Genomic DNA, 20501 nt, shown 5'->3' with positions numbered 1-20501 from the left:
GTGAAAAACGTTGCCAGGGCAACACTTTTCACTCACGACCGTTGACATGCGGAAACGCTAGGCGCAGGCGGGGCACCGAAGTATCGCCCGACGCCGCCCAGTGCAGCAGGCCGGCGATGTCGATTCCGTACGGCGGGTGCTCCCGGTACGGTTCGATGTTCCCGGCCCCGCGTTCGAGCAGTGCGGCCGCGCCGCTCTGATTGCCGCGCGCCGCATGCGTCAGTCCGACGGCCAGCTGCGCCAGCCCGCGCCACAGCTGCTGTTCCGGCTGGTCAGCGGCCTTCCATGCGTCTTCGAGGACCTCGTGCGCGTGGAACGGCTTGCCGTCGTCCAGTAGCCGCTGCGCCTCGGTGAGCGCTTCCCCCGGCTCGCGCGGCACACCCTCCGGCTGCCGCTCCACACCCTCGGCCCCGTAGGGCAGCGGACGGCCGAGACCGTCCCGCGGCCGGGCGTTGCGGGCGCGTCCTACCTCGTCACGATCACGGTCGGCCATGCCCCGATTGTCCCACCGCGCGCAGCCCCCGGTCCGCGGCGGTGACCGAGACCAGCACGGTCGCGGCGCCCGCGAGCACCAGCGCCAGCAGGCTGAGCCCGGCGTCGCTCGCCTGACTGCCGAACGCGAAGGCGATCACGCTGGTGGACGCGAGCGCGCCGATGTACTGGGACGTGCGGAACAGCCCGGACAGGGTGCCGATCCGGTCCGCGGGGGCTTGCACGTACAGCGCGGTCTGGTTCGCCACCGTGCTCATCCCCTGCCCGACCCCGAACAGGAAACCGATCGCCACCACCAGCCACAGCGCGGTCCCGACGCCGAGCGGCAGCAACGCGAGCGAGCCGGCGAGCAGCACCGAGCCGGTGATCAGCAGCCGGGCCCAGACGCCGAGGCCGAGCCGGGCGCCGAACGCGGACAGGGTGACCGTGGCAACCGACATCGGCAGCAGCACCAGGCCGATCACCGGTTCCGGCAGCCCGTACCCCTGCGCCAGCCACTGCGGATAGCCGTAGAGGAACGCGTAGATCACCAGGTAGGCAAGGCACTGGCGGAGGTAGGTCGCGGCGAGCGGCCGGTTTCCGGCCAGCGCGCGCAGGTCGAGGAAAGGGTCACGGGCCCGCAGTTCGTGCCAGATCAGCACCCCGGCCACGACCAGGCCCGCCGGCAGGAACGGCCAGTTCGACGGCCGCATCAGGAAGGCCAGCAGCGCGGTCAGGGTGACCGCGAACAGCGCGATACCCGCCAGATCGATCGGCTTCCCCGGCCGCCGGGTGTGCTCGTCCGGCGGCAACCAGCACAGCGCCAGCACCAGCCCGGCCGCGGCGACCGGCACGTTCACCGCGAAGGTCCAGCGCCAGTCGCCGAGGCCGACCAGCAGCCCGCCGAGGGTCGGGCCGATCGCCATGCTCGCCTGGGTCGAGGTGGCCAGTGTGGCCAGCACCCCGCCGGGCACCGGCAGGTCCAGCCGGCTCGCCCGCGCCCTGACCAGCGCCATCGCCGCCGGGAAGCCGGTCGCGGTGCCGAGTCCGAGCAGCACCCGCGAGCCGAGCAGCACTTCGAAGGACGGTGCCAGTGCGCCGAGCAGCCCGGCGGCGGCCACCGACACCAGCCCGGCGACGAGCACCCGGCGCGCGCCGAAGGTGTCCACCAGCCTGCCCATCACCGGCTGCGCCACCGCGGTGGCCAGGTACAGCACGGTGACCAGCCAGACGGTGCGCGCGGGACCGGCGTCGAGGTCCCGCCCGATCGGCACCAGGGTGACCGCGATCATCGAGGAGTTCACCGCGTTGAGCAGGGTGCCGATCACCAGCGGGGTGACGAACCGAGCGCCGAACGCGGCCCGTGGCCTTGCCGACAGGGTGGTCACCTGGCGGCCACCGGCTCCCGGTCCGGCCGCGGCACGAAGATGCTCGCGCTGGCGATCACCCTGGCGGACCGGTGCAGCCGAACCCCGGCGAGCCGGTCGCCGTCGGGCACCAGGCGTGCCGAGACCACCCCGGCCGGGGTGCCCAGCCGGATGGTGCCGTCGGCAGCTTCGGTGTGCGCGCGCACGGTGCTGCCCAGCACGGTCGCGGCGGCGGCCACCGCGACCATCGAGGTCAGCCCGATCGCCGGGTGCGGCGCGTGCATGGAAGCCATCCGCACCGCGACGTCGTAGTCCCCGGCGCGGACCCGCGTGCCGCAGGAGGCGGTGTAGTCGCGCGGCGCGCCCACCACGCCGAACTTCGGCACTGCGTGACTGACCGGCTCGTCCGGGGCGGACACGCCCATCCGGATCGCGGCGTCCCGGCGCAGACCGAGCAGTTCCGGCAGCCGCGCCCCGAACTCGGGCAGCTCCTCCGAGCCGGTCAGGCCGAGCGCGGTGGCGTCGAACAGCGCGGCCGGCGCACCCGCGTCGATCAGGGTGGCCGGCACCGCGCGGCCGTCGAACCACAGCTCGTCGACCGGCGAGCCGGTGGGCAGCAGCTCGGCTCCCGCCGGGTCGAGGAACTCCAGGCCGACGGCCACACCGGGGGAGGCCACCCCGGGCACCAGCGCGTCACCGGTTGCGGTGAACCGGCCACCCGGCGTGCTCACCACCGCGTCCACCCTGGAGCCGGTGTTGGTGTTGCGCATGCGCACCCTGGTCCGCTCGCCGCGCGGCCGGACCAGCCCGGACTGCAGCGCGTACAGCCCGACCGCCGTGGCGCAATTCCCGCAATTACTGCCCCACTCGACCCGCTCGGCACCGACGCCGACCTGGGCGAAGGTGTAGTCGATATCAACTCCGGGCTCGTAGGAATGCGCCACGATCGCCGCTTTGGAAGTGGTCGAGGTCGCGCCGCCGATACCGTCGATCTGACTTCGATCCTGCGAACCGAAAGCGGTGACGAGCACCTCGTCCACCGAGGCAGCGCGACCGTGTATATCTGCCACATTGAACAACCAGCACTTGCTGGTACCACCGCGCACCAGTGTCGCTGGCACGCTGATAACGTCTCTTCCTTGCCAGACCACGGTTTTCCACCATCCACAACGGAATAAGCCGAATAGACTGCCGAGCCACCGCAGCATCGAAGACGGCTCGGGAAACCCATGCACCGGGGAACATTCGACCCGGATACGGGTGCCACCTGCGTTGTTAATCCTAGGGTAAAGGACTGCCGATCTCAACGCCATCCCACATGACGTTCTGGTTATCCAGAGGCCGGGAAACCCTGACCTTCTATTAGCGCGAATTTGACATCCGTTAACTCCGGAAGTAACCGGGGACACAAATTGCGCGAAATCATGTCAGCAATTACCGAAATTGAGACAATGGTCAGCACGCCGCCCGGGGGTGCTGTGCCGGCGGAGACCACGTAGCCTGAGGACTCGTGCGCTTTCTCGAGGGTCACCGGCCCGCCAACGACCTGACCTACGACGACGTGTTCCTGCTGCCGAACCGTTCGGACGTGGAGTCCCGCTTCGACGTGGACCTCTCCACCGTGGACGGCACCGGCACCACTATCCCCATCGTCGTCGCCAACATGACCGCCGTCGCCGGCCGCCGGATGGCGGAGACGATGGCCCGCCGCGGTGGGCTGGTGGTGCTGCCGCAGGACGTGGACGCCGCCGCGGTCACCGACATCGTGGCCTGGGTCAAGGACCGGCACACCGTCTGGGACACCCCGCTGGTGCTCACCGGCGGCGACGCGGTCGCGGACGCGCTCAACCTGCTCGGCAAGCGCGCCCACGGCGCGGTCGTGGTGGTGGACGGCGACGGCCGCCCGGTCGGCGTGGTCGACGAAGCGGCCTGCTCCGGCGTGGACCGCTTCGCGCGACTGGCTGAGGTGGCCGAACCGGCGCTGGTCACCTGCCCGCTGGACACCCCCGCCCGCGAGGTGTTCGAAAAGCTGCACGACCACGGCGGCAGGCTCGCGCTCGGCGTGGACGCCGATGGCCGGCTGGCAGGGGTGCTCACCGAGGTCGGCGCGCTGCGCGCGGAGATCTACCAGCCCGCGGTGGACGCCGAGGGCAAGCTGCGGGTCGCGGCCGCGGTCGGCGTGAACGGCGACGTGGCGGCCAAGGCCGAGGCGGTGCTGGCGGCCGGGGTGGACGTGCTGGTGGTGGACACCGCGCACGGCCATCAGGAGAAGATGATCGCCGCGCTGAAGGCCGTCCGGTCGGTGTCGCCCGCGGTGCCGGTGGTGGCCGGGAACGTGGTCACCGCGGAGGGCACCAGGGACCTGATCCAGGCCGGGGCGGACGTGGTGAAGGTCGGCGTCGGGCCCGGCGCGATGTGCACCACCCGGATGATGACCGGGGTCGGCAGGCCGCAGTTCTCCGCTGTGGCCGACTGCGCCGCGGCGGCCCGCGAGCTGGGCAAGCACGTCTGGGCCGACGGCGGTATCCGACACCCGCGCGACGTCGCGCTGGCGCTGGCGGCCGGCGCGTCCGCCGCGATGGTCGGCTCCTGGTTCGCCGGCACCCACGAATCGCCCGGCGACCTGCGCTACGACGAGCACGGGCGGCCGTACAAGGAGTCCTTCGGCATGGCGTCCAAACGCGCCGTCGGCGCCAGGACGCGCACCGACAACGTGTTCGAGCGCGCCAGGAAGGCGCTGTTCGAGGAAGGCATCTCCTCGTCGAAGATGCTGCTGGACCCGGCGCGTCCCGGCGTGGAGGACCTGCTCGACTCGATCGGCTCCGGGGTGCGCTCGGCGTTCACCTACGCCGGGGCGCGCAACATCGAGGAGTTCCACCAGCGGGCCGTGCTCGGCGTGCAGTCCGCCGCCGGCTTCGCCGAAGGCCGCCCCCTCCCCACCGGCTGGTGACCGGTCGTGAGTGGAAAGTGTTCGTCCCGGGTGCGGGTGTCCCGCAAGGACACAGACAACACTTTCCACTCACGACGTCGGGTCAGCCGTGGTCCTCGAGCATCTCGGTGACCAGTGCGGCGATCGGCGACCGCTCCGACCTGGTCAGCGTGACGTGCGCGAACAGCGGATGCCCCTTCAGCTTCTCGATCACCGCGGACACGCCGTCATGCCGCCCGACGCGCAGGTTGTCGCGCTGTGCGACGTCGTGCGTGAGCACCACCCTGGACGCCGTGCCGAGCCGGGAGAGCACGGTGAGCAGCACGTTGCGTTCCAGCGACTGCGCCTCGTCCACGATCACGAACGCGTCGTGCAGGGACCGGCCGCGGATGTGCGTCAGCGGCAGCACCTCGAGCATGCCGCGGTCGAACACCTCGTCCAGCACGGCCTGGCTGACCAGCGCGCCGAGGGTGTCGAACACCGCCTGCGCCCACGGCTGCATCTTCTCGCTCTCGGAGCCGGGGAGGTAGCCGAGCTCCTGCCCGCCGACCGCGTACACCGGCCGGAACACCACGACCTTGCGGTGCTCGCGGCGCTCCATCACCGACTCGAGCCCGGCGCACAGCGCCAGCGCGGACTTACCGGTACCGGCCCTGCCGCCCAGCGACACGATGCCGACGTCCGGGTCCAGCAGCAGGTCGAGCGCGACCCGCTGCTCGGCGGAGCGTCCGTGCAGCCCGAACGCCTCCCGGTCGCCGCGCACCAGCCGCACCCGCTTGTCCGCGGTGACCCGGCCGAGCGCGCTGGAGCTGCCGGCCAGCAGCCGCAGCCCGGTGTGACACGGCGATTCGCTCACATCGTCCAGCCCGTAGTCCCCCGGGTCGAACGACCCGTCGTGGAACAGCGCGTCCACCGCCTCCTGCGGCACGTCCAGGTCGGCCATTCCGGTCCAGCCGGACGGGGTCACGTCCTGCGCGCGGTACTCGTCCGCGTCCAGGCCGACCGCGCCCGCCTTGACCCGCAGCGGGATGTCCTTGGTGACCAGCGTGACAGCCTTCAGCTCCACCGCCAGGTTCAGCGCGCAGGCCAGGATCCGGTGGTCGTTGGAGTCGGTCCGGAAGCCGGGCGGCAGCACGGTGGGATCGGTGTGGTTCAGCTCCACCTGCAGGGTCCCGCCCTGCTCACCGATCGGCACCGGCGCGTCCAGCCTGCCGTACTGACGCCGCAGGTCATCGAGCATGCGGAGCGCCTCACGCGCGAACCAGCCGAGCTCGGGGTGGTGCCGCTTACCCTCCAGTTCACTGATCACGACCAGCGGCAGTACGACGGCGTGTTCGGCGAACCTGGTCACCGCCCACGGGTCGGACAGCAGCACGGACGTGTCGAGCACATAGGTGTACCGCTGCGATTCGGGTGAAACGGAGGCTTTCGCTGTTCCATTCTCAGCGCCAATGGCACTGCTCGAAGAGTGGCCGGAGGCCTTTCGGGGCGAACGCTGCGCAGTCACGACGGCATCTCCCTCGTGGGCGTGGCACCACGCCCGCACTCGCTGGGCCGGGCAACCCTGGCTGGTCCACTCTGGCTGACGCCGGTGCGTCAACTCGCGTGGCCACGAGGGCCGGGTGCCGGCCCCCTCGCGCGTTTCGTGAACGGTTGCACCGTTCCCTCAACCACAGCCACGACCAGGGCCTCCCGTGATGGTCCGCACGGGATCGCGCACCATCACTATCGGAAGCTACCTGCGTTATGCCGATCGTGCAGGCAGCTACACGGGTGATTCGCCGATTCGTCATCTCACCGTCAGTCGCGGGCCACCGACACACGGTCGCGAAACTTGACGCATTTACCCTGAGTGATCACTCACACCATTTGGGAACGCCCGGCCGCGTATCGACCCTCGATCGGGCGACAGCTCCTTACTCGCACTTACCAGAAAACGGCGTATAGCAGGTCGCCGGAATCCGCGCAGTGTCATCCGGGCAAGCGTCGCCAGACCGGGTGACGGAATGCTTTTAGGGCTCACACAATGGGGTCACGAGGGGATCACAGCGAACTTATAGGGAGTAATTTATGGCTCGCGGGACACACCGGAACCCACGGTGGCCCCGGATTCCCATTCTCTATCTAGGAGTGTGCATAGTGCTGAAGAAGGCTGGTTTCGTGACCGCCACGGTGGCAGGGCTGATGATGATCGGCGGCACCGCGTTCGCTTCGCCCATGGACTCCCCCAGCTCGAGCCACGGCGACGACAAGGGTTACGTGACCTTCTCCGAGGCCTACCACCAGTTCATCGAGGGCGGCGGCGCCCTCGGCTACGGCGCTGCCTCCCTGGTCGCGGGCGCCTACGTCGGCATCATTCAGACCCCGCAGAACATCCTCGACAACGCGTCGCACACCGGCGGGTAGCCCAACCTGACCGAAGGGCCCGGAATGTCTGGTTCCGGGCCCTTCGGCTTGCTCAGGACCCGAAGCGCCGGTGCCGGACCGCGTAGTCGCGCAGCGCGCGGAGGAAGTCCACCCGGCGGAAGGCGGGCCAATAGGCCTCGTTGAACCAGAACTCGGAATGCGCCGACTGCCACAGCAGAAAACCGGATAACCGCTGCTCACCCGAGGTGCGGATAATCAGATCCGGATCCGGCTGCCCCGAGGTGTACATATGCTCGGAAATGTGGTCCACATCGAGCATCTTCGCCAGTTCCTGAATTGAAGTGCCCTCATCAGCGTGTTGATGGAGCAGTTTTCGCACCGCGTCGGTGATCTCCTGACGGCCGCCGTACCCGACAGCGACATTGACCTCCATACCGTTACGTCCTTCGGTACGTTCGGCCGCGGCGGTCAACCGGTCGGCGATCTCCTTCGGCATCAGATCGAGGGCACCGACAATCCGCAACTGCCATTGTGCGTCAGGTTCGGCCAGCTCCTCGACCACGTCCGCGATGATGCCCATCAACGCCTCGACCTCTTCGGAGGCGCGGCCGAGGTTGTCCGTGGACAACATCCACAAGGTGACGAACTGGACATCGGCCTCGCGGCACCAGCCGAGGAAGTCGACGATCTTCTTCGCCCCGGCGCGGTGGCCGTCGGCGACGTCGGCGAACCCGGCCTCCCGGGCCCACCTGCGGTTTCCGTCCAGGATGACGGCGATATGGCGGGGATGACGGCCCGCGGCCTGCTGGATCAGCCTGCGGCTGTATGCGCTGTACACGATGTCGGCGACGAAACGACGAAGACTCACGTCGAGGCAGCGTACGCACCGGCCGCCGGCCGTGGGCCGCGCCACGGCCACTGGCGCGGAGCCTACGGTCCCGTAGCCTGGGAGACGTGAGCGTAGGTACCGAACCACAGCCGTCCGGCCCGACGCCCGTGGTGGACACCCGCCCCCGGCTCCGCGGGCACATCCACTTCTGGTCCTTTTTCTGCTCAGTTGCAGCCGCTGCGACGTTGATCTCGCTGGCCGCGTCCACAGTGTCCGGTACGGCCGCGCTGGCCACCTCGATCTACGGCCTCACCGTGCTCGGCCTGTTCGGGGTGAGCGCGCTCTACCACCGTCGCCTGTGGAGCCCCAAGGCGTACAAGTGGATGAAACGCGCCGACCACTCGATGATCTTCCTGTTCATCGCCGGCACGTACACCCCGTTCACCCTGCTCGCGATGTCCCAGCCCACCGGCTACATCGTGCTCGGCGTGGTCTGGGTGGGCGCGCTGGGCGGGGTCGCCCTGAAGCTGCTCTGGCCGCACGCCCCACGCTGGCTCGGCGTGCCGATCTACATCGCGCTCGGCTGGGTCGCCGTGTTCGTGCTGCCCGAACTGCTCTCCCACGCCGGCGTCGGGGCCCTGGTCCTCCTCCTGGTCGGCGGCCTGTTCTACACCGCCGGCGCGATCTTCTACGCGGTCCGCTGGCCCAACCACTGGCCGAAGACCTTCGGCTACCACGAGTTCTTCCACGCCTGCACGGTCCTGGCCGCCGCTTCGCACTACATCGCGATCTGGCTCGCCATGTACCCCTAGCTGGGCTTTTACCCCCTCAACCGCCCTCCAGGCCGTCCACAGGCCGTCACGCCGCCAGCTGGCCGTCCAGCGAGTTCCCGAAGAAGGCATCGACCGCGTTGCGGGTCCGTTCGTGGCTGGTCGGCAGCAGGTGCGTGTACACCCGCAGCGTGAAGCCCGGATCGGCGTGCCCGAGGAAGGCCGACAACGCCTTGATCGACTCGCCCGCGTCGAGCAGCACCGAGGCGTACAGGTGCCGCAGCGCATGCAAGCCATCCGCCCGAGTCGGCTCGATCCCGGCCCGCTTCAGCGCGGGCACCCAGGTGAACGTGCGGAAGGTGGTCCGCCTGATCGGCCCGCCTTCGCCGTTGACCATGAGCAGGTTGACCGTCACCGGGTCGCCGTCCGGATGCATCCAGGGCAGGGTGATCGCGACCGGCGGAAACTCCTCCGCGTACCGGTCCAGGTCATCGAGCAGCGCGGCCCCGATCGGCACCTCCCGCGTCTTGCCTCGCTTCGGCGGTGCGAACACCGGGGCGTTGAGCACCAGGCGGACCTGCCGCTCCACCCGCACGACGTTGCGCTCCCGGTCCACGTCGTCGAGCGAGAACCCGAACACTTCCCCCGACCGCAGCCCCAGTCCCGCCGGGAGCCGCACGGCCGGGCGGTAGCGCCTGGGCAGCTCCCGTTCAACCGCGCGAGTCCGGTCCGCTGACCACGGCTGAACCGCCGCACGCACCTCGCGAGGCCGGGTGACGCTCTTCGACACCGCCGGGTTGGCGATGATCAACTTGTCTTCCTGCGCGAAGCTCAGGACCGACACCAGGTGCGTGAAGTACAGCACCCGAGAGTTCACGCTGACCTGCCGATCCTGGAGCCACCGCAGCCACGCCTGCACGTCGCTCGGCTTGATTGACCCGATGGACTTCCCGGAGAAGAACGGCACCAGGTGAGTCGCCACCCGGCTCTTAACGCGCTCCCGGGTCGTGTAGTCGAAGGTCTGGGCATCGACCCAGCGCTCCGCCACAGTCTTGAAGAGCACCTTTCCTGCCTGAGGGTCGACGTACTTGCCCTCTCGCTTGTCCGACTCCATCTCGATCAGGAAGTCTTCAGCGCGCTTCTTCTGCTTGTCCGGGAAGGACTTCGAGCGCTCTTTGCTCTCCGGGTCGAGGTAGCGGACCTTGTACCGCATGCCCACGCCGTACAGTTCGGTCTTCTCCAGGACCGGCTTTCCCTTGCCGTTGAGCAGGACCTTGTCGGTTTCCGGGTCGAGGGCAGGCCGGTACCAGCGGTCTTGGATGTGTCCCATCAGGCCGCCTCGTCCTGGTCGAGCCAGGCGCGGAGCTTGGCGGGGTCGTAGCGCAGGTGCCGGCCGATTTTGCGGACCGGCGGACCTTCCCCGCGCCATTTCCACTGGTAGAGCGTCTTCACCGGCACGCCGAGGTAGGCCGAGACGTCGTCGGCCGTCCACAACCGGTCGAGGCTGTTCCCGTTGTACATCTGTTCCCCCTGGTCAGGCCGCTAGCGGAGTTGCCGAAGTTTCCGGACCTTCGCCCGGCGGCCCTTGAGCGGCCAACATGGCGCGGTCGTACTCGGCCTTCCAGGTGATCCGTTCCGCGATGGCGTGCATCAGCAGATGCGCCCGAGGTGGCACGTGGGGGTCGCCGGAGTTGACCTTCCGCCACACCAACCGCGTCGTGTCTTCCGCGGGCTTCTCGATCCCGACAGCGGCAAGCGCCTGCCGGACGAACGTTTTCCGGTCGGCTTTGTGGTCTGCCAGGGTCTTGCCGGACCATTTCCGCGACACCAGTACCCGCCGCCCCGGCAAGCCCAAGGTCGTCCGGCGGTGTGCCCGGCCCTTGCAGTGACCGGGGGTGGTCCGCGAGGTGGCGCCCTTGGGCTGGATGCCGTAGAGCAGCCAGACCGCGCACCGGGGCGAACACGGGGTAATCAAGAGTTCCGCGTGCAGCCGGTCGTGGTGATCCCGCTGGCGGTTGCTGGCCGCTTCCACGACTTCGCCGGTGGATTTGGTCAGGTACTTGGTCAAGTACCCGATGTGCCGCCCGGCTTCTTCCGTACCGCCGAGGATGCCCTTGGAGTGCACCTGTCGCCCGAAGGTGACCACGTGCGCCGGTTCTTCCACGGCTTCCACCGCGTCATCCCAGCTCAGCAAGGGTTGACGGGTGTTCGGGTCGGTGAACCCTTCGGCCTTGCTGTCCCAGACGGGAAGCTGGTCGGTGTAGATGAGCTGGTCATGGCTGGGCCACCACACTTGGTGGTAGGTGGCAGCGGTGACTTGCCGGATGACGTCGTGCGGCACCGATCCGCGCAGCGCGGTGTGCAGGTGCGGAGCAGCCCGCTTCTGCGGTTCCACGGTCGCGAAGTACTGCACCTCGAAGCCCACGACGCGGCGGAGGTTCTGCCACCACCGGTCCACCAGGGCGGAGAAGTGCACCGCATCACGTGCCGCCCGCCGGTAGTCGTATGTCGCCGGATCAATCGGGGTGCCGTCCTCCCGCACCCGCCCGTAGGTGTCACAGGTCAACGTGACGAACATGGACGGCCGGAACTTTCCGGCGAACTCCCGCCCGACCGTCGTCTTTGCCACCTTCCGGCGCGGCAAGTTCGGTGCTTCCTGCCGCCGCCGGGTGGAACGCTTCGGAACTTTCCGCCCTTCCGGCAGGTCCGGGGACGGCAGACGGCCGCGCATGCCGAGTTGCCGAAGTTCTTCGTCCACGGTCCGGATTTCGTCGCGCAGCTCGTCGATATCGGCGTCTGCGCCTTCGGTCACCGCCTGGCGGTAGGTCGCCACCAGGTCGGCCCGGAACGTCATCAACTCCCGCTGATCGGCTGTCGGCGGTTCCGGGGTGAAGTCCGGCTCTTCGGAGAGGTGCCACCCTTCCCGGCACTGGGTCTGCCGAAGTGCCTTGGCCTTCTTCGCGCACGGCCCGCACACCGATTCCACGGTGGAGCCGCACGGCACGGCGACGAACCGCAGTTCACCGGTATCCGGGTCGCCCACCTCCATCGTGAACGGCCGGACACAAACACCGTGTTGCTCCGCGGTTGCCTTCACAACATCGCTGGACAGCGGCAACCGCATCCGCTCCGCCCGAGACTGCGCGCCAACATCGACCGGCAGGGACTTGGCCGGCATGGTGCTGGTCATCAGGCCGCCCCCTCTCCGGCGCGGACCCAGTGCCGCAGCATCGCTACGGAAGCGTCCTGCTCGGTATCCGCTGGCAGGTCCGGAAAGAGCTTCCGGTTGAAGGTGTAGGACACCGAGCCCCACACGTGCACCGGAATCCCGCCAGGCAGCCGACCGACGATGGTCAGATACACCGAAAGCCCGTTGGGCGGCCGCCACACCGTCAAGGTCGCTCCGGCCAGCGTGCTCGACCAAGCCAGCAGCGCGCGGGCGACTTCGGCCACCGTCACTTCGTGCAGCTCGACCGCGACCGGTTCCTTCCACGTGGTCACCTGCACCCCCACTGGGGCCGGAAGGTCATGACGCTTCAGGTGCTCCCGGAGCGCGTCGAGGTAGGGCATCAGGTCGTAGCGCGTGCTCATGCCGCTGTACCTCCGTCCCGCTCGGAGGGGAAGGGCAGTACGTCTGCCCTGTGGACCGGAACACCCGTGACGTAGGCGGTCAGCTCGTCCAAATCCTCATCGGACACGTGGAACGCCCGGCCGCGTACGGGTTCGCGTTTGCCGTCGACCTTCACGAACGCCACACCGGGGGTGTATTCGGAGATCTCGTGCGCCGCAGCGCCGCGTTCCCGGACACCGTCGCCCAGGACCATGTCCACCTGAGCCTTCTCGTCCAGCCGCATCGCAACCCGGGTGGAGAACAGGTTCCGGAACGAGATGACCTCCTTGCGGGGGTCTTGCAGCAGTCCGAGCACACACACCCCAGGAGCGCGCCCCTGACTGGCAATGACCTGGGTGGCGAGGTTCGCGCGTTCCTTGAGCTTCTTGTCGGTCTGATACGCGATCAGGTCCGCCAACTCGTCAATCACCACGACCAGGAACGGGTCCCCGGACTTCGGCGTCCAGGCACGCAGGAACCCCCGGTACCGCTGGGCGCGGTTCTTCACCTCGGCCGCGATCTCTTCGAGCAGGGCCACAGCGGTTTCCCCGTTGTCGAAGGCGATCTTGCGGAACACCCCGGGCGCCTGGCCGAGTTCCATGCCGCCCTTCGGGTCGATCCCATACAGCCGCACCAGCCCGGACTTCACCGCCGGAGCCAGCGCACGAGCGACCGACCACAGCAGCGACCCCTTGCCCGCACCGGACACACCGACGCCAAGAACATGAGTGCCGAGCAGCCGCAGCCGCCACGGCTTGCCGTTTTCCAGCCTGCCCACGGTGACCCGCTTCAGATCCACCGCAGCGGACTCGTCAGCCAAGGCCGGGGCCGAGATCGGCTGGGCCAGCGGATCACGGTGCACGAAGTCCAGTTCCAGGTGACCAGGCTTGCGGACCCGGACACGGCAGGCCATGGCCTTGAACGAGTGCGCCAGCCCGGAGGCATGCAGGTCCCACTGCTCGGGTGCCTGGCCCTTGACCATCTTCACCCGCACTCGATCACGCCAGCCCTCCGACCGCACCGACCGCAGCCGAGGCCGGTATTCCTTGCCACGGTCCCGTTTCACCAGGTCCGACAGCCGCATCACCGTCCGCCACTGGCACGCGTAGATCGAGAACCGGCGGTACTCCGTCCGCACCCGAGGCAGCGCCACCCGAATAAACGAGGAACGGTGCAGCCACCACCACGCCGCCAGCCCCGTCACCATGCCGGCCAAGGCGAGCGCCAGCGGCCCATGCCCGAACCGCGCATCAGCCCACCCCGCCAGCACCGCGACCGCCAGCGTCAGCGGATAGCGGAACAGGACCCGGCCGAGTTGGAACAGCAGCCAGCACGCCAGCCACGTCAGGATGACCGGGGACAGCACCACCTTCACCCAGCGCGGCGCCAGGGTCCACCACGGCAGCCGAGGCCGGGACACCTCCAACGGCGCCGGGTCAACCCACTGAGAACCACGCCCGTTCATCGCCGACCACCGTCCTTTGTGGTCACAGCAGCGCGGAACGGCAGCGGGAGACGACCCGCGCACCTGGCGCACTCTTCGTCCCCAGGAAGGAGTTTCGCGAACCGCTTGCACTTCGGGCAGCGCGTTCGGGTGACCCCGTCTAGCGGTGGTCGCTTGTCATTGTCTAGGGTTGCCATTGTCTACTCCGTCAGGTGTGGACAGCGCAGAAGCGGCGAAAGGTTGGACGCCAGGAACCGCTTCTGCGTCTTACGGGGTAAGAACTTCCGGATCTGGGCGTGCTTCATCGCCACACGACCCACCGTGCGTTAAATGTCTACTTTGGACTGTTGTTAGAGGGCGGTTCGGCCGCTCTTCGGGCACCGGCCGCAGACTCTGGGATGGCCTTTCACGGCGAACCCGGTCTGGCCGCATCGCAGACAGCGCCGCCATTCCAGCCGCAGGCGCCGTTTCTGTCGGAAGCCGGGTAGCCTGAGTGCCACCACGCTCACCTCCTTTACCGGTCGTGGGGGTGGCGGCACGGGGACGGACGGGCCTGTCAACTCCTGCATCCGTCCCCGTGCCAGCTAATGGTCGGTCGGGTCGAACCAGACATCTCGCGCCGCACCGGGCTCACCGGAACCGCGCAGGCGGTGCTGGCCGCCCTCGATCGCCTGCCCGTCAACCGCCTGCCGTGCCGCTATGGCCCTCTTCTGCTCCATCTGCGTGGCCAGGTTCGCCGCCTCGCGGGAAAGCTCCCGCAGGAACCGCACCAGCATCTCTTCACCACCGGGGATCGATGGCAGCCCGAACGCGATGCTTTCCGGATCGAGGTACATGACCAGGGTGGGAAGCTCGGCGGTGTGCCACTTCGCACCGACCGCCGCCGCAGGCCCCGGGGCACACGACACATTGATCACGCCGCACCCCCGGTAGCCGTCTCCCGCTCCCGTTGCTGAGCGACCCCGTCCCAGTGGGCCGCGTCCTGCTCGAACCGGTCGGCCACCATGGTCAGCGCGACCGAGGACCACCGCGCAGGCAGTTCCTCACTGTCGATCTCCCGCCACGCCGAAGCCACCGCCGAACACGCCACCGCCAGATTCCGCGCCGTCTCCGCATCAACCTCACGCGAGCAGGCCGCCTGCTTCGACACCGTCTCGTATTCGTCGAAGGCGGCATGCCACGCCTCGACGAGCTTCATTCTCACCATTGCTAAGTCTTTCCGTCGTTGAGCCCCGCGCGCAGTCGCTCCATGCGCGCCCGTCTTTCGAATTCCTCGGCGGCCACCGATGCGGCATGCCGCGCCCACATCGGAGCCGCGAAGTCCGCGGACAACATCCGCCATGCTTCGGCCACCAGGTGGTAGGCCCGGGCAAGACGCCGCACTGCCGCCAAGTCGCTCGGATCGGAGCGCATCGCGGCGAACAGCGCGGTCGTCTGCTCGGCATAAGCGGTGTTCCACCGAGCGACCGCCTCTCGCGACGGCCGCCCCACCATCACGCGGCCGTCTTCTGCTCGCTCTGACCGCCAGCGGGCTTCGATGCCGTCTTCGACGGAGCGAGGTTCTTCGGCTCCCGCATGTCGGAGGCCCGCAGCACCCAGCCCTGATACTTGAACTTCTCGCCCATGACCCTGGCCTCAACGGTCAGGCCCTCGAAGACCACCGGGCGGAAGTCGAAGCCCGCCATCGCGGCCGGCGGGGGCACCGGCTGAACCTTGCACAGCAGGGTGACCGTCGCGGACTTGTCCCGGTCCTTCTCGGCGGACGGGTCGGTAACCGTGACCTTCCACTGGAGCAGCCCGGTCTGCTCGTCGATCTTCTGCTTGGGCTGCTTGCCCCTGGCCTTGTCCTCGTTCGACACGTACTCCATGTCCGGTGTCACCGTGCCGACCACGGCCGCCCCGTCCGGGAAGACCGCTTCGTGCTCGACCTCGAATCGTGTGCCTCGTGGCACTGCCATCTCTTGCCTCCTGGCTTGTCGGCGCCTCGATCGGCGCTGCCTAGCGTGGCTGACTCAGTCAGGCTACCTAGCCTGGCTAGACAAGTCAACAAGTGGCAAGTGACCTAGCTCTCTAGCTGGCCTAGACAAGCTTCGGGGAGGCCGGAAAGATGGGGTATAGCTGTCTACTACGCGTAGTTCAGGAAGCAGATGGCTAGACCAACAAGTAGGCGAGGTACTGATGCAGCTCGATCCAGACGATCCGCGACCGCCGTATGTGCAGGTCGCGAACGCTCTACGAGCTGCGATCCTGACCAAGAAGTTCTCCGCCGGGGACAAGCTTCCGTCGCGGCAAGAGTTGGCCAAGGCGTACAACGTCGCTCCCATGACCGTGCAGAACGCTCTGCGGGAGCTGCGCGAAGAAGGGCTGATCGTTTCGCGACAGGGCAGCGGTGTCTTCGTTCGAGAGCGCACCGAGCGCCCGGTCGGACTCCGCCCTCACATCGAACGTGCCTTCGAGGCTCAGCACGTGTCCATCGACTTTGCCGGCTTCTCTGGCGAGACCCTGCACGGCGTCATCGCCGAACCGCTGGACAAGATCCGCATCGGCCGTCTACGTCCCGAGTCCATCAGCGTCCGCCTGCTGCTACCCGATCCGCGTCAGCCCTGGTCGCTGCCCTCCACGGTCGAGGACCACGCCGACAGCCCGGCCTTCCGCAAGCGCGCCGAAGAGATCATGCGCCGCCACACCCTCGCGATCGTCGACTCCGTGACGGAGCTTGGCGAACTCGGCCTGGTCCAGGACGCCAAAGCCGAAATCCGCGTCCACCCCGCGGCCCCGCTGTTCAAGCTCTACATGATCAACGACGAGGAAGCGTTCTTCGGCTTCTACCCAGTCCGCGAGCACGTCATCACCTTCGGCGGCGAAACCCAGACCATGTACGACCTCATGGGCAAAGACGCCATCCTCTTCCACCACTCCGCCAACGACGACGACACCTCCACCGGCTCCCAGTACGTCGACCAGGCCAAAACCTGGTTCGACAGCATGTGGACCAGCGTCGCCACGGAGTACCAGCGGTGAATGCCGGCGATGAAACTACGGCCCGCGACCTGCTGGCCCGCGCTCACGCTCTCCTGCTTGATTTCGACGGACCGGTCTGCGCGGTCTTCTCCGGCTTCCCTGCACCCGTCGTCGCCGATCAACTTCGCACCATCCTGGCAGACGGCGGGCATCACAACCTCCCGCACGACATTGCAACGGTAACTGACCCTTTCGAAATACTCCGGTACGCGGCCATCCTCGGAGCCGACGAGGCCCGCTACGTCGAAGCTGCATTCACTGCCCACGAAGTCGAAGCCATCGTCACCGCCGAACCCACTCCCGGCGCTCACGACCTCATGGCGGCATGGCACGAGTCCGGCAGAGCCCTAGCGATCGTGAGCAACAACTCGACACAATCCATTGAGGCATACCTAGATTTCTATGAACTCCGCAGCCTCGCCGACTATGTCTCGGCCCGCACCAGCCCTGACCCCGAACTGCTTAAACCGAACCCTTCTCTCCTTAGACAAGCGGTGAACCATCTTCGTAGACCGTCGACGGAATGCGTCTACCTGGGGGATTCCACCACAGATATCGACGCCGCGCATGCAATTGACATGCCCGCCATCGGCTACGCCAACAAGCCCGATAAGGAGATCAAACTTACCGGCGCGGGCGCCGATGCCATCATAACGAAACTTGCCCAACTCGTAGCCGTTCGATAGCGATGCAACGCCTCTCATTCGATCGTCGACGGATCATGCACGTCCATAAGCTTGCCAAGTGGCGCACCCGTTATTCAGGTTTGCGATGTCGATCAGCAATCTGCCTATTTGATAGGGTGTGTAATTCTTCAGCCTCGACTGCGAGCGTTCGGAAATGACGCTCCCCCTCGCGGCTTTTGTCAATTTCCATCAAACTGCGCTGTTCATTCAACGCTGCGCGGTATTGCTCGCTAGCCCTGCTGTAATCCTTATTCGCTTGCTCCATTTCGGCAACCGCATTAGTGAACTCAAGCAAAGGGGCAGCTAGTACATCTTCATCTATTGATTCTACCGAGTCCGTTAGATATATTTTTCGATCGTTGGCCATAGCGGAAAGTCGACGCCTTGCCATATCGAGTTCGGCAGCCTTGAGTTCTCTTTCTCTTTCAAGGCTACGGGTTATTTTCCTCAAATCGCCAACAGTGTTGAAGCGTGGCCGATAAAGCGCTCGAGTTTTACTAATCGACTCATTCTTCACCGGCCGCCTCTCCTCGACTTCCTTAGCTATAGGCAAACTTTCTTCTCGAAGTAGGCGCTCGTTCTCTCGCTCCTCTCTATACCTATCTTGCTTCTCACTTATTAGCTTTACCTCATTCAAGGTATCGGCCGAAACCTTGCCTTCGGTTCGCTCCTTAAGTTTTTCAACAAATACCTGAGTTCGGTAGGCATAGAAAGTCTTGCCGGTATGATTGCGAAACTCCTCGCGCAAGACTGGATGAGGCCCCAGCGTCTGCCCCTTAGACTTCCACCACCAATCTTCCTTGTTGTCGTCGGTGACAAACAGAATAGGTCTCGCCTGCTGGGAGGCATAATTCAACATCTGCTTCCAGATTACAAAGTCTCCATACTTTGCATCCTCGTCTGTTTTATGTTTGTCTCGAAACCCGGGAGGGATTTCGCTATCATATCTGCGATCCGCATCCTTGCGAATCTCGTCCCACTCTTCATTCGAAAATGAATCTCCAACCTTGCCATCATATAACGACATTAACTCCTCAATCACCGGGTCGGCCCGTGGGCTAATTCCATACTCTTTTAGGCTTTCTTCAAACTCATTGCGCAGCCCGGATTCAAGTTCGCGAAAAAACTTATCGATACGAGCCGCCGTACTCTTGATGTCAACAAATGGGTTTATTGATAGGGTTTCTATCTGTGATCGGATCCCATCTGCTGAACTCAGGATAATCTTTTCGATCTTATTGTAGAACGATTGCTGCTCTCTAATTATGTCAATCCTCCTGCGATGGAACTCCAGCCCGACCTGATGAGGAAGCCAGAGCTGCTTGGATATTACCTCCAAACCATTAAGTAGCTCTCTGCGAGACTTCGGAGTGTACCTATATAGGTTCAATAGTGCATTTGTATCAAGAACTACAATCCCTTCACTAAAGAGCGCATCGTACTCGTCTGACTGCAATGGCAAGTATCCATGAAACGTTGCCTTCATGAAGTTTCCTTAGGTGCAAAGTTTTTGTTTGTTGGTTCTGCCGAATTTGGCTCTATGGGATCAAGGCGCGCCGCCAGCGGCGGCGCGCTGTCTCGCCTCGCGTACGGCGGGCCGCATCCATGGCGGCACGGATGGGCTCCCGCTCCGCTCTGCCCACCGGCCGCCCGGTGCGGCCCACCGCAGCCGCCGGTCAGGTGAGCGCGCCGCCGCTGACGGACTCGTAGATCACCATCGGCCATGGCGGCCTCCTCAGCGAAGCGTCAGTGACTAGGAGTCGCATGCGTCAAGATCGCTGTTACAAGCAGTGACCCACCTGTCCCGACAGCCGAGCATGACAACGGCCGGCAGCACCGCGTCAAGGCGGGAAAGCGTGCCTTGACCCGGCACCACCGACCGCGTTCTGGGCTGTGTGTCGGGAAGATGGAGGGGTCTGGACGGTCGGGCTCAGGCCGTCTCCAGGCCGTCTGAGGTCGGGCAGGGACGAGAATCGGCGAGAACTGCCAGGAGGCATAAGCGCAGCTCGGGCAGGATTTTTGGCGATCTTCGGCAGGTCAGTGATCACCGGTGATCAGTTCATCGCGATCTGGCTCGCCATGTACCCCTAGCGGTAGCCGGTGGTGTCGGCGGGACGGCCGGGGTCCTGTACCTCGACCAGGTAGCGCCAGCAGTCGGGGGCTGAGCCGTCGAGGTCGGTGAAGCCGTACTCCTTGGCGAGACCGCCGCTGGACAGTGACGTGCTCGTCCAGCGGGCGTGGTCGGGGTCCGCCGCCAGCGCAGCGACGGCGCGGCCGACGAAGTGCGGGGTTTCGGAGATGGCGAAGTGCGGCTCCTTGGCGCAGGCGTCGCGCCAGTTGTCCTCGGTGACGCCGAAGTGGTCCAGCATCATCTCCGAGCGCAGCCATCCCGGCGTGAGGCTGACCGCGGTGCCGCCGTGCGGCCGCAGCTCGTGCGCAAACGATTTCGCCAGGCGGATCGGGGCGATCTTGGCGAGGTCGTAGAACACGCTCAGCCGGTAGTTCTCGGCGTTGTACTCCGCGGTGCCGTCGGTGACCTCGACCAGCAGGCCACCCTGGCGGCGGATCAGCAGCGGCAGCGCGTGATGGGCGGTGATCAGGTGGGTGTCGACCGCCAGCCGCAGCATCCGGAGGCCATCCTCCAGCGAGTGCTCCCACACCGGGATGTCCCAGCCGACCAGCAGCTCACCGCCCCAGATGTCGTTGACCAGCACGTCCAGCCGCCCGTGCTCCGCGTCGATCCTGGCCACCAGCTCGGCGACCTGCACCGGGTCGAGGTGGTCCACGGCGACCGCGATGCCGGTGCCGCCCGCCGCGTCGGCCAGCTCGGCGGTCTCTTCGATCGTTTCCGGGCGCCCGTACTCGCTCGCCCGCTGCCGGGTCGTCCGCCCCGTGGCGTACACCGTGGCACCGGCCGCGGCGAGCTGCACCGCGATACCGCGCCCCGCGCCACGGGTCGCCCCGGCCACCAGTGCGACCTTGCCCTTCAGCGGCTTGTCCACCATGC

Annotated in this window: 21 protein-coding genes; 5 read left to right on the top strand and 16 right to left on the bottom strand. The window is 66.6% G+C overall.

Features of this window, described 5'->3' with window-relative positions; genetic code table 11:
• Positions 1–28: 28 nt before the first annotated feature.
• Genes AMYNI_RS0123135 through AMYNI_RS0123125 form a run of 3 tightly spaced genes read right to left on the bottom strand, consistent with a single transcriptional unit; the run spans position 29 to position 2959 of the window.
• Positions 29–493, bottom strand: a complete 465-nt coding sequence (locus AMYNI_RS0123135; protein WP_020670435.1) for a DUF309 domain-containing protein — start codon at positions 491–493, stop codon at positions 29–31.
• Complete coding sequence (locus tag AMYNI_RS45210) at positions 480–1859, bottom strand: MFS transporter (protein ID WP_020670434.1); 1380 nt, start codon at positions 1857–1859, stop codon at positions 480–482. Before AMYNI_RS45210 ends, AMYNI_RS0123135 begins: the two co-directional genes overlap by 14 nt.
• Entirely contained in the window at positions 1856–2959 is a 1104-nt protein-coding gene (locus AMYNI_RS0123125; protein ID WP_425387909.1) for a PrpF domain-containing protein, read from the bottom strand. The genes AMYNI_RS45210 and AMYNI_RS0123125 overlap by 4 nt, the downstream gene beginning before the upstream one ends.
• A 389-nt stretch (positions 2960–3348) precedes the next feature.
• On the opposite strand from AMYNI_RS0123125, the gene guaB1 reads away from it, so the two are divergent.
• Positions 3349–4788 carry a GMP reductase gene (gene guaB1 / locus AMYNI_RS0123120; RefSeq protein WP_020670432.1) on the top strand — a complete coding sequence of 480 codons (1440 nt, stop codon included), beginning with the start codon at positions 3349–3351 and terminating at the stop codon, positions 4786–4788.
• 82 nt (positions 4789–4870) lie between these two features.
• Here the strand turns inward: guaB1 and phoH2 are convergent, their stop codons facing one another.
• Positions 4871–6157: an RNA 5'-3' helicase PhoH2 gene (gene phoH2, locus AMYNI_RS0123115; RefSeq protein ID WP_020670431.1), complete on the bottom strand. Its 1287-nt coding sequence runs from the start codon at positions 6155–6157 to the stop codon at positions 4871–4873.
• Positions 6158–6906: 749 nt separating this feature from the next.
• On the opposite strand from phoH2, the gene AMYNI_RS0123110 reads away from it, so the two are divergent.
• Entirely contained in the window at positions 6907–7173 is a 267-nt protein-coding gene (locus AMYNI_RS0123110; protein ID WP_020670430.1) for a hypothetical protein, read from the top strand.
• Positions 7174–7225: 52 nt separating this feature from the next.
• Here AMYNI_RS0123110 and AMYNI_RS0123105 read toward each other — a convergent pair whose 3' ends face one another.
• The gene (locus tag AMYNI_RS0123105) at positions 7226–8002 is read right to left on the bottom strand and encodes an isoprenyl transferase (protein ID WP_026360815.1); all 777 of its coding nucleotides are present in this window, start codon (positions 8000–8002) and stop codon (positions 7226–7228) included.
• A 131-nt stretch (positions 8003–8133) separates the two neighbouring features.
• On the opposite strand from AMYNI_RS0123105, the gene trhA reads away from it, so the two are divergent.
• Positions 8134–8775, top strand: a complete 642-nt coding sequence (gene trhA, locus AMYNI_RS0123100) for a PAQR family membrane homeostasis protein TrhA (protein ID WP_026360814.1) — start codon at positions 8134–8136, stop codon at positions 8773–8775.
• 46 nt (positions 8776–8821) lie between these two features.
• Here trhA and AMYNI_RS0123095 read toward each other — a convergent pair whose 3' ends face one another.
• The 9 genes from AMYNI_RS0123095 to AMYNI_RS0123055 form a co-directional block, all read right to left on the bottom strand.
• Entirely contained in the window at positions 8822–10063 is a 1242-nt protein-coding gene (locus AMYNI_RS0123095) for a tyrosine-type recombinase/integrase (RefSeq protein WP_020670427.1), read from the bottom strand.
• Positions 10063–10254 carry a helix-turn-helix transcriptional regulator gene (locus AMYNI_RS0123090; protein ID WP_020670426.1) on the bottom strand — a complete coding sequence of 64 codons (192 nt, stop codon included), beginning with the start codon at positions 10252–10254 and terminating at the stop codon, positions 10063–10065. The genes AMYNI_RS0123095 and AMYNI_RS0123090 overlap by 1 nt, the downstream gene beginning before the upstream one ends.
• A gap of 13 nt (positions 10255–10267) precedes the next feature.
• A complete protein-coding gene (locus AMYNI_RS0123085) occupies positions 10268–11923 on the bottom strand; it encodes a replication initiator (RefSeq protein WP_020670425.1) in 1656 nt (551 codons plus the stop codon).
• A complete protein-coding gene (locus tag AMYNI_RS0123080) occupies positions 11923–12324 on the bottom strand; it encodes a hypothetical protein (RefSeq protein WP_020670424.1) in 402 nt (133 codons plus the stop codon). Before AMYNI_RS0123080 ends, AMYNI_RS0123085 begins: the two co-directional genes overlap by 1 nt.
• Positions 12321–13808, bottom strand: coding sequence for an FtsK/SpoIIIE domain-containing protein (locus AMYNI_RS0123075; protein ID WP_026360813.1), 1488 nt, complete (start codon positions 13806–13808; stop codon positions 12321–12323). Before AMYNI_RS0123075 ends, AMYNI_RS0123080 begins: the two co-directional genes overlap by 4 nt.
• 563 nt (positions 13809–14371) lie before the next feature.
• Positions 14372–14704: a hypothetical protein gene (locus tag AMYNI_RS45205; protein ID WP_020670422.1), complete on the bottom strand. Its 333-nt coding sequence runs from the start codon at positions 14702–14704 to the stop codon at positions 14372–14374.
• Positions 14701–14994, bottom strand: a complete 294-nt coding sequence (locus AMYNI_RS0123065) for a hypothetical protein (RefSeq protein ID WP_020670421.1) — start codon at positions 14992–14994, stop codon at positions 14701–14703. The genes AMYNI_RS45205 and AMYNI_RS0123065 overlap by 4 nt, the downstream gene beginning before the upstream one ends.
• A 2-nt stretch (positions 14995–14996) precedes the next feature.
• Entirely contained in the window at positions 14997–15281 is a 285-nt protein-coding gene (locus tag AMYNI_RS0123060) for a hypothetical protein (RefSeq protein ID WP_020670420.1), read from the bottom strand.
• Positions 15281–15745, bottom strand: coding sequence for a hypothetical protein (locus AMYNI_RS0123055; RefSeq protein WP_020670419.1), 465 nt, complete (start codon positions 15743–15745; stop codon positions 15281–15283). The genes AMYNI_RS0123060 and AMYNI_RS0123055 overlap by 1 nt, the downstream gene beginning before the upstream one ends.
• A gap of 220 nt (positions 15746–15965) precedes the next feature.
• Here AMYNI_RS0123055 and AMYNI_RS0123050 point away from each other — a divergent pair, with 220 nt between their 5' ends.
• Together AMYNI_RS0123050 and AMYNI_RS0123045 are read left to right on the top strand one after the other, a co-directional pair.
• Positions 15966–16808: a GntR family transcriptional regulator gene (locus AMYNI_RS0123050; RefSeq protein WP_020670418.1), complete on the top strand. Its 843-nt coding sequence runs from the start codon at positions 15966–15968 to the stop codon at positions 16806–16808.
• On the top strand, positions 16805–17494 hold the full coding sequence (locus tag AMYNI_RS0123045) for an HAD family hydrolase (RefSeq protein WP_020670417.1): 690 nt from the start codon (positions 16805–16807) through the stop codon (positions 17492–17494). Before AMYNI_RS0123050 ends, AMYNI_RS0123045 begins: the two co-directional genes overlap by 4 nt.
• Positions 17495–17564: 70 nt before the next feature.
• On the opposite strand, the gene AMYNI_RS49205 is transcribed toward AMYNI_RS0123045, so the two are convergent.
• Positions 17565–18980, bottom strand: coding sequence for a PIN-like domain-containing protein (locus AMYNI_RS49205; protein ID WP_157357457.1), 1416 nt, complete (start codon positions 18978–18980; stop codon positions 17565–17567).
• 601 nt (positions 18981–19581) lie between these two features.
• Positions 19582–20499, bottom strand: coding sequence for an SDR family oxidoreductase (locus tag AMYNI_RS0123040; protein WP_026360812.1), 918 nt, complete (start codon positions 20497–20499; stop codon positions 19582–19584).
• Positions 20500–20501: the final 2 nt, after the last annotated feature.

The sequence above is a fragment of the Amycolatopsis nigrescens CSC17Ta-90 genome, from assembly GCF_000384315.1.
GTDB lineage: Bacteria > Actinomycetota > Actinomycetes > Mycobacteriales > Pseudonocardiaceae > Amycolatopsis > Amycolatopsis nigrescens.
This window is presented reverse-complemented; position numbering and strand designations above follow the sequence as displayed.